The 9,773-nt window shown below is 69.8% G+C and carries 7 protein-coding genes; all 7 read right to left on the reverse strand.

The window, feature by feature from the left end; genetic code table 11:
* The coding region (locus D7V93_RS28890; RefSeq protein WP_120646456.1) for an Imm52 family immunity protein at positions 1-559 on the reverse strand (559 nt) is incomplete at its 3' end.
* 14 nt (positions 560-573) lie between these two features.
* The gene (locus D7V93_RS47460) at positions 574-1,932 is read right to left on the reverse strand and encodes a restriction endonuclease fold toxin 5 domain-containing protein (RefSeq protein ID WP_120646457.1); all 1,359 of its coding nucleotides are present in this window, start codon (positions 1,930-1,932) and stop codon (positions 574-576) included.
* A 145-nt stretch (positions 1,933-2,077) separates the two neighbouring features.
* On the reverse strand, positions 2,078-4,927 hold the full coding sequence (locus D7V93_RS28900; protein ID WP_120646458.1) for an Ig-like domain-containing protein: 2,850 nt from the start codon (positions 4,925-4,927) through the stop codon (positions 2,078-2,080).
* Positions 4,928-5,184: 257 nt separating this feature from the next.
* Complete coding sequence (epsA, locus tag D7V93_RS28905) at positions 5,185-5,988, reverse strand: exopolysaccharide biosynthesis glycosyltransferase EpsA (protein WP_120646459.1); 804 nt, start codon at positions 5,986-5,988, stop codon at positions 5,185-5,187.
* 10 nt (positions 5,989-5,998) lie between these two features.
* Positions 5,999-8,179 carry a GH44 family glycoside hydrolase EpsB gene (gene epsB / locus D7V93_RS28910; RefSeq protein WP_120646460.1) on the reverse strand — a complete coding sequence of 727 codons (2,181 nt, stop codon included), beginning with the start codon at positions 8,177-8,179 and terminating at the stop codon, positions 5,999-6,001.
* 47 nt (positions 8,180-8,226) lie between these two features.
* Entirely contained in the window at positions 8,227-8,772 is a 546-nt protein-coding gene (gene epsC, locus D7V93_RS28915; protein ID WP_120646461.1) for a serine O-acetyltransferase EpsC, read from the reverse strand.
* Positions 8,769-9,773, reverse strand: a 1,005-nt coding sequence (gene epsD / locus D7V93_RS28920) for an exopolysaccharide biosynthesis glycosyltransferase EpsD (RefSeq protein ID WP_120646462.1), incomplete at its 5' end; no start/stop codon positions are given. The genes epsD and epsC, both read right to left, overlap by 4 nt.

A 9,773-nucleotide genomic window follows, 5' to 3' on the forward strand; every position in this document is an offset into this window, starting at 1 on the left:
CGGGGAGCGGGGGGACCGTGCCCCGGAAGTGGGCGAAGTACATGACCCAGCCGACGAAGGTGCCCGGTTCGGGGAACTCATCGGTCACGGTGAGGTTCCGATGCTCCTGGGAGGTGGCAAGGCCGACCTCGGGCTCCCACGCGAGCGCCATGGCGCGCACCACGCCGGTCAGGACGGGGGCGGTCAGCACGCGCTCCGCGACCCGGCCCGAAGTGAGCGAGTTGAGGACGCAGACAGAGGCCACCCGCGTTGAGGAACTCCCGCAGCTGCCATGGAATCCAGTGGTTTCTTCCTCGTTTTCGCCTGCCCAGAGCCAGAAGCTGGACCTGTCGCCAAACCGATGGGCTTTGCGGCCCAGGAGTTTCGCGAGCGTGGGTGTGTCCAGCTGGACCTGAAGCTGACGGGCCTTCTTGAAGCTGGCGGCCGCCTGATGCCAGCGGCTCCACGTGGGCTCCAGCGGGCTCACCTGCTGGAGGAAGCCTGCCAATCGCTGGGCGCAAGCCTCGATCGGCTCCTGCCGGGCCACCCAGTAGCAGCCCGCGTAGTACGACTCTTTCATGGCTCCAGGACTCCTCATGGCACGGGTGGGACGTGCACGACCTCTATCTTGAGCCGGCTGCCTTTGAATGCTTCTCGAAGGATGTTGGCGAATCGCTCCTCCGCGACAATCCAGCGGATCCGCCTTCCATTGGCCAGTTCGGATTGCCGCTCAGCCTGCTCCAGGATTTTTCCAAAGCCCCGGAAGAACTCCTTCATGTCCATGTCGTCCTTGATGAACTTCGCATAGCCCGGGCCCTTGGCTTCCAGGAGCAGGTCGTCCGTCGCATTGAAGCCGTCGAAGTCCGCGACCATGTCCCCCTCCTGCACCCGGTACGCGGACCCCTCCGGAGTTCCCGTCACCTGCGCTTGATACGCCCGGGCACGCTCGGACATGGACTCCGTCACCTGCACCCATTTCCCCGGCCCCCCTGACGGCGGCCCGCCACCCGCTGGAGGCCCCATCGCCGCCATCGCCACCGCCGTGGACGCGAGCGTCACCTCCACGGCGCCGTCCACCACCGCCACCGCGCTCACCTCCGCCACCGCCGAGAGCCGGATGCCCACCTGGGAGGCCCCCAGCACCGAGGCCTCCGTGAACCCGGGCAGCCCCGTGAGCGCCGACGACATCCCCAGCGTCACGCCGTGACTCACCAGCACCGTCACCGCGAGCACGAAGAGCCGTGCCACTTCCGGCCCCAGCACCCGACCGAAGGTCTCTCCCGCCTCTTCCAGCTCCTGGAACGTCGTGGCCCGGTCCGTCGCGGCCTTCAGCGTCCCGCACGCCCTCACCACCGCCAGGAATGACTCAATCCCCAGGTACGCCAGCACCACCACGGCCAGCACGGCCGCTGCCTTGGTGAACACGGGCTCCGGCGCCGCCGCCAGCACCACCCACGACGTCAGCGCGCCCACCACCACGGACACGAAGAACGCCGGATCCAGTGTGTCCTCCACCGCGTCCGCGAGGCTCTCGCGCAGCGGCTCCAAGGACATCCCCACCGCGAGCGTCAGCCGGTCCATCGCGCTGAAGCCCGCCCCCTGCTCCAGCAAGGACAGACAGTCCACCTGCGCCTCATGGGCCCGGCACCACTTCCCGTACCGGTCGCGCAGCAGGTACGCGAGCCCTTGGTCCCGCAGCGCCCCCTCGCCCGCCGAAGCGCGCACCACGCGCCCCTGCCGCGAAGGCCGCACCGTCAACGGCACGTCCAACACCAGTCGTGACAGCGCCGCTTCGAAGTCCCCCGCACTCACAGGGACACGCCGGTCCCAGGTCCGCGGCGCATGCGTCCGCACCCGGCCCTCTCCGGTGCGCAACCGCACCGTGGGGCCGCCCGCGCAGCCCGTGACGAGCACGAGCAACAACATCCACACCCCGGTCCTGCGCGCATCCATGGCGTTGCTCCCACGCGAAACCCTGCCCGAGCATGCGGCCCGGCCCCGAGCCCCGCCAGGACCCCCTGAGAAAAGACAACGGGGCGGAAGGCCCGTGAGGACCTCCCGCCCCGCCAAGGGCACCGCGTCAATCCCTGTCAGGCGCTCAGGGGTTGTTCTTCACCGTGAAGCTGAAGCTCTGGATGACGAAGTTGTCCACCGCGTCGGTCATCCAAACATCGACGGTGTGCGTTCCGTCCAGCAGCTCGCGGGTGTCCAGCTCCGCGGTCCACGTCCCGTTGGACTGGAGCGTGCCGGCGCGGATGCCCGACCCGTCCCGTGAGAACGCCACGTTCTTGATGCCGCTCAGCGCATCCGTCACCCGGGCCGACAGGGTGATGACGCCGCCCACCGTGCTGCCCGGAGCCGGCGTGAGGAGCGTCGCGGTGGGCGCCTGCGTGTCATAGCGCACCGTGCGCGTCGTGCGGACGCTGCGGCCCGCCTCGTTCGTCACGTCGATGGTGAGCGTGTTGACCCCTGACGCCAGCACCACCGACGTCTGGATTTCCCCGCCGCCGCGCGGCAACTGGAACATCTGGCTGCCCAGCTTCACCGTGGTGGCCGACATGGACGACACGCGAATCACATACGGCAGCGTGTGGTTCGCGCGCGGCCCGAAGGTGACCCCGTCCGCCGGATCCGTCGTCACCGTGGGCGTGCCCGCGTCCACGAAGACGTGCACCACCGCCTCCGTCACGTTGCCCGCCGCGTCCGTGGCGCGCACCAGGATTCCCTGCTCGCCGAAGTTGGGCATGCTCACCGGGTGCGTCACCGACCCGGTGCCGAACTCCAGCAGCGTGCTGTTCACCCACTGCGTCTCCACGCGCGTCGGCGTCTGCTCATCAATCAGGCTCGTCACGTCCACGAGGGCCGTGCCCACCACCGCCCCCTGCACCGGCGACTGGATGGTGATGACCGGCGGCACGCGGTCCACCGTGAGATTGATCTGCTTCGTGGTGATGCCGCCCAGGGTGTCGCGCCCGGTGAGCTGGATGATGTTCGGGCCCTCCACCAACTGCACCGGCGTGAACACCAGACCGCCGCTCGCCTCGGGGTTCACCACCACCGGCGGGCCGCCATTCACGATGAAGGCCGCGTAGTTGATGACCGCGCCGTTGGTGGCCGGCTTCACGAAGCCCCACACCGACAGCGTCGTCTCCCGGATGAACGCCGGCTGGTTGCCGATGATGATCTCCGGCGGCGTGTACGGATAGGCATTGATGATCAGCGTCTGGGACGCGGTGCTGCCCAGGAGGTTGGGCGGCGTCGCCAGCGTCACCCCCGAGTACACCGCGCGGTAGTCCTGCGCCCCGGTGATGGTCCACGTGTCCGTGGACAGGCTCCACGGCAGGGAGAACACACCATTGCCATCCGCGTCGTCATCCGCGCCAATCGCCACACCCGCCACGAAGAACGTCACGACGCCCTTCAGCGGACCCGTGACGACCGTGCCCACCGCGTCCACCACCCGGGCCGACAGCTGCGTCGCCTGCCCGATGGTCACCGTCGCGTTCGCCGCGGGCGTGAGAATCGTGGTCGTCGTCGCCCGGCCCGTCACTGGAGGAGGCGGCGGCGTGTACGTGCGGATGCGCGCCGAAGCGGACACCCCCGCCGCGCCACCCGAGGCCGCCGTCACGGTGACCTCCGACAGCAGCGAAGGCAGCAGGTTCGCCGGAGCGCGCACGGTGAGCGTCACCGTCGTCTCCGCGCCGGAGGCCAGGAACACCGTGGGCCGGCTCAGCGTGGACGTCCAACCCGGCAGGCCGCCCGCCGCGCTCAGCGTGTACGTGTCCGCCTGATAGCCGTGGTTCTTCACCCGGAACGTGTAGGTCGTCTCCTGCACCGCCGGGTCGTAGATGGGGAACATCTTCGTGTCCTCGCCCACCACGGACACCTCCACGCTGAAGTCCCCGAAGCACGCCAGGCCCAGCGACGCGAACGTCGTCGGGATGTCCGGCGTCGCCGTGCCCGAACCCCAGCTGCCGTCCGCCGCCTGCCGCGACTTCAGCCACTCAATCGCATTGAACAGCCGCGCGTTGCTTGCGGGCTCCAGGCCCGCGAGGCACATGGCATACACGCCAATGCCGGTGGCGAAGTCGTTGGACGCGTCCGAGGGCAGGTTGCCCCAGCCCTTGCCGCCCACCGGGGGCATCGCCGCCAGCTGGTTCGCCAGCCCGGTGATGGCATTCGTGTTCACGTTGCCCGTGCCTGGGCCCGCGGCCTTCAGGCCCACGATGGCCCACGACTTCTGGAACGTGTACGGCATGCCGTCGCCCGTGCCGGACGTGTCGTTGTTGCCCACGTTCGCGCGCAGGTATGCCGCCGCCTTGTCGATGGCCGCCTGGTATTGCGCCGCCTTCGCCGGGTCCACGCGCTGCTTCGCCTGCGCCAGCGTCACGATGAAGCGCGCCGTCAGCGGCACGCTGCCGTGGTCCACCGGGAAGTTGATGTGGTCCTCCGGCCACCGCCCGCTGGCCTGCTGGATGCCCACCGCCCAGTTGGCCGCCATCACCAGCGCGCTGCTGTACTGCGTGGACACGTACTGGTCGAAGCCCGCCAGGCCGAACGACGCCCAGCTCGTCTTCTCATTCGGGTACGCGCTGCCCTCGTGCAGCCAGTTGCCCCCGGGCCGCTGGTCCGTCTTGATGCGCTGCGCGAGGAAGTCCAGGTTGCCCTGGATGGTGCGGCCGTTGGTCGTGGGCTGGGCCATGTTGTAGCCATTGGCCTTCGCGCTCGACAGCCCGAACACCGCCGCGCCCTGCCGGTGGCACGCGATGCAGTTCTGCGACGTGGTCCAGTTGGCCACGTCCGAGCTCAGGAAGTGGATGGCCTTCTGCGTGGCCTCCGTGTTGGTGGCGGCCTCCGCCGGCAGGCCAATGGCTGACAGCAGCAACGCCGCGAACACGACGAGGCGCGCCGCCCAACGGGGCGACGAACGGGGAACGACAGGGGACATGGGTGCGTCCGGTGTGGTGGGTGGGCACGCCCGCGGACGCGGAAAGCCCCAACCCCAGACACACGTCGGCCCGCCCACCCGCGCGTCAGCTTCCGCGCCCTGGTGGTCCGGTTCCCACGTCTGGCTGGAAGGAAACACCCCGCGAAAGGCGTGCGGGATCAGGATACTCAAGCTTGTCTGTAAATGTCCAGGGAGGGGCAAAGCCCCTCAAACCCAGAATTCAAGGACAGACAGCCGGGATGCGAATCGCTGGCGCCCTACTCGCCCTGCTTGCGGCCGGTGCGCTGCCACAGCTCGCGCAGCAGGATGACGCCGAACTGCGAGTCATTGAGGATGTACCGGCGCCACAGGCGCTTGGGCTCGTGGGTGAGGCGGTAGAGCCACTCGAAGCCGGAGCGGGCAATCCACTCCGGGGCGCGCTTGGCGGTGCCGGCGATGAAGTCGAACCCCGCGCCAATGCCGATGGCCACCGTGGGCCCCAGCTTCTGGGCCACCTGGGAGATCCACACCTCCTGCTTGGGGCTGCCCAGCGCCACGAAGAGCAGGTGCGGATCCTTCTCCCGGATGCGCGCGACGATGGGGTCGTTCTGCGCGTCACCCGCGTCCAGGTTCACCATGGGCGAGTCCCAGCCCACGACCTCGATGCCCGGGTACTGCGCCTGGAACTGGAGGCCCACCTTCTCCGCGACGCCGGGGCCCGCGCCCAGCAGGAAGATGCGCCACTTGCGCTCGGCGCCCAGCTTCACCAGGGGGAGGATGAGGTCGGAGCCGGCGATGCGCTCGGGCAGGGAGACATCCAGCATGCGCGAGGCCCAGACGATGGGCATCCCGTCCACCACGGAGATGGTGGCCTTCTGGTAGGCGTCGCGGAAGCGCGTGTTCGTCTCCGCGAGCACCACGTGGTCCACGTTGGCGGTGAAGACGTAGCCGCCCTGGTGCGCGTCCACCAGCTCGCCAATGGCCTGCACGGCCTCCGGGAACGTGAGCTGGTCGATGGCGAGGTGGCCGATGTTCAGGCGCGGGCGGGGCGAGGCTGCGGACTTGGCGTGTGCGGTGGTCAAGGCGTCGTCTTCACTTCACCGTGAGGTCGAGCACGGTGATGGAGTAGGGGGGAAGGCGTTGTGACAGGGCCTGGTCGGCCTTCGTTCCGGCGGCCTGTTCGGTGAAGCCACCCGGCGCGCCCGAGTAGCCCAGCACGCGCACGGCGTTGAGCGTGCCGCAGCCCTTGAGCTCGAGCTGGGCCTGGGCGGCCTGCTCCGGGTCGAAGTTGAGCAGGATGGCGACCAGCTTCTTGCCGGACGCGTCGCGCGAGGCGAACAGGCTGGTGCCCTCCGGCGCGGTGGTGGGCAGGGACACGTCCTGGAAGCGGCCGCCCCTGCCGTCGAAGTCGCGGTACGCGCGGAACGCCCAGAACGTGGGGCTGTTCTCCGGCGGGTACTGCCAGAAGAACGCGGAGGTGAGCCCCTGCTGGCCGAAGCGGCCCAGGGCCTCCGCCTGCGCCAGGCCCCCGCTCATGTGCTTCAGCGCGCCGAAGTTGTACTCGCCAATGGACATGCCCCGGCCGGGGTAGTTCTCCGCGATCCACTGCTTCACGCGGGGGATGAGCTGGATGGGTTCACCAATCCAGGACTCGTCCTTGTAGGTCGGATCCCACAGCGCGCGGGTGGAGCGGATCCGCCGCGCGTTGGTCTCCACGTCGGTGGCGCCCTCCAGGCCCAGGCCCACGTTGCTCTGCGGGTAGAAGTGCACGTCCACCACGTCCAGCACGCGCACGCCCGTCTTCTTCTCGTGGTCGCGCAGCTCGCGCAGGTACCAGGGCATCAGCGCCACGTCGCCGTGCGCGCGCCGGTCGGTGTAGGGCGGGCGGCCGGGGGCGAAGTCGGCGGCGGACCAGAAGTAGTTCGTCCAGCCCCACTCGGCGGGGCCGGCGATGACGGCCTCCGGGTCCGCGCGGCGCACCGCGGTGCCGTAGTCGATGGTGCGCTTGAGCAGCTCGTCGTAGGTGAGCGGTTCGGGGTGCACGTCCCGGTGCGTGGAGCTCCAGAGGGCGGGCTCGTTGTCCAGGATGTACATGTTCACGCCCCTGCTCCCGGGCCCGCCGCCGCGCTTGGAGTCCGCCTCCTTCAGCGAGCGCACCCATTCGGAGATGAACTCCGGCGGGGCCTGCACGCTGGTGGTGCCAGGCGCGCCCGGGGGCAGGGGCGTGCCGTCGCGGCGCATGCCATTGCCGCCCGCGGGCTCCGTGTCGTCCACGGCCTGCTGCGGGCCGAACTCGGAGACCGGGAAGCCCACGGAGGACGTGTCCTTGGCCACCCAGCCGATGAGCGGCAGCGTGAGCGCGGATTGGATGTTGTTCTTGCGGTTGGAGGCCAGGAAGTCATCCGCGCCGAAGCCCAGCTGCACGTTGCGGAAGTACCAGTCGTTGCCGGTGTTCCACGCACGCCCCAGCTTCCAGTTGTAGCGGGACGTGGGGTTGCCGCCCCAGCGGCGGATGGTGGCGCCCAGCTTCCACTGGTGCGTGTCCTGCGTCTCGCGGTTGCCGTCCAGCGCGATGCCGTAGATGAGCGGGCTGATGGGCTTGGATGGCGCGGCGCAGTCGATGAGCATCTTCGACTCCTTGCCCGCCCCCCGGCCCGCGCGGCCACCGCCAGCGGCGCGCGCGGCGGCGATGTCCGGCGCCAGCGGCACCAGGGCCACCTTGTCGAAGAGCACCCAGTCACGGCCCACGTCCTTCGACGCGCGCATCACCAGCCGGTCGAAGGGGAGGTTGCGCGGGTTGAGGACCTCCATGGGCACGACGACCTCCGCCCACTCGCGGTCCTTCTTGACGATGAACTCCGGGCTGATCCGCACGTGCGGGAACACCGCGGCGCCGGGCGCGTCCAGGCGCACGTCCAGGAACTCGCCGTAGGCCTCCGGCGCGGTGAAGCGGAACGTCAGCGCGCCGTACGCGCCCGTGAGCTTGGGCTGGTAGAGGATCCACCCGCCGTAGTTGAACATCCGCAGCCGCGCGGGCGCACTCTTCGGCAGCTCCCGGGGCGCCCAGCCGATGTCCTTCCAACCGGGCTTCAGGCCCCCGTCGTAGACGATCACGGAGGCGGACGGATCCACGGGGGCGGCGGGCTTCGCGGCGGCGTCCCTGGGGGCGCCAGCGTCCTGCTGCGCCATCGCCACGCCGGCGCTGCTTCCGAGCACCGCGCACGTGAGGATGATGTTCCGCTTCCACCGCGCCTGCTTCGCACTGTCAGCCATGACCTTCTTCAACGCATCCCCCGGCACGAGCCGACCACCAACTGCGATTACAGTGCGACTTCGTCCTGGTCCTTGCGCGGGAAGATGCGCGCGGGGATGCCCACCGCGACGCTGTCCGGCGGCACGTCCTGGAGCACCACCGCGTTCGCCCCGATGCGCGAGCGCGCCCCGATGCGCACCGGCCCCAGGATGCGGGCCCCGGCGCCAATCCAGACATCGTCCTCGATGACGGGGTAGCCGTTGTCCTTGGCGGTGCCCACGGTGTTGTTGCCGTAGAAGCGCACGCGGTCGCCGATGCGCGCGTCCCCGCCAATGACGATGCCCAGGCTGTGCACGAAGTACACGCCCTTGCCCAGCGTCACGTCCCTGCCAATCTCGATGCCCATCACCGCCGTCTGCGCCACGCGCAGCACGTGGTTGAGCAGCGGGATGTGGAAGGCGATCGCCGCCTCGCGCGCGCGGTTGAGCGCGGTGATGCGGTACGAATCACTGGTGAGCACGACCTTGGCCAGCGACTTCGCGTCGGAGGTGCCGGTGGCGGCCTTGGCCATCTCCACCGCGTCCGAGATGAGGGCTCCAATCAGGGTCTTCATCCTTGGCTGTCTCCCCGGCCCTGCAGGTAGCGCGCGACGCCCCGGGCGATGCCCCTGAGGCCACCGGCCTCCGTGCGGGCCCCGCGCAGGTACTCCATGCCGTACGCCACGGACGTGCCCGCGAACGCGGCGCCCTTGAGGCCCAGCTTGTCCGCCATCTGGGACGCGCTCACCACCGCGTTCGTCAGCCGGCGCGACGCCTCCGGCGCCACCACCGCGGAGGCGAGCAGCGGGCGCGACAGGAGGTTGGTCTCGAAGAGCAGGCGCCACGGGTTCACGCCCTTCACGTCCGGGTGCTTCACGGACACGTGGGTGTCGAACATGCCGTAGCGGTGCGCGCGGCGGATCCACTTCTCGAAGCTGACGTGGTCGCTGCCGTGCAGCACGTAGGCGTCCGGGGCGAAGAGGAACGCGCAGCCGGCCTTCTCCAGGCGCACGCCCAGCTCCACGTCCTCGGACTGGCCCAGCGTCTTGTCGAAGCCGCCCACGCCCACGTAGTCCGCGCGGGGGAAGGACACGTTGCCGGTGTACAGGTGGTTGCCGCGCGCCTTCGCGCCGGGGACGGACAGCTCTTCCGCCATGCGGTTGTTGAGGTGCGCGTACCAGCGCTCGAACAGCGGCATGTCGCCGATTTCGGGGTCCGGCCGGATGCGACCCAGCACGACGTTGCGCGAGCCCGGCGGGTGGTGGGCCAGGTGGCGCGCGAGGAAGTCGGAGGCCACCTGCATGTCGTCGTCGGTGACGAGCACCACGGTGCCCTTCGCGGCCAGCACGCCCCGGTGCCGCGCGGCGGCGGCGCCCGCGTTCTGTTGCACCTCCACGCGCAGGGCGTAGGGCAGCTTGAGCTCCAGGAGCGGGCCGCGCACGTCGGTGGCGGAGCCGTCATCCACCACGACGACCTCGAAGTCCTCGGGCGGCAGCGTCTGGCCGGCGAGCTGCTGGAGCAGGCGCGTGATGAGGGGCAGCCGGTTGTACGTGGCGATGACGACGCTGAGCCGGGG

The sequence above is a fragment of the Corallococcus llansteffanensis genome, from assembly GCF_003612055.1.
Classification (GTDB): domain Bacteria; phylum Myxococcota; class Myxococcia; order Myxococcales; family Myxococcaceae; genus Corallococcus; species Corallococcus llansteffanensis.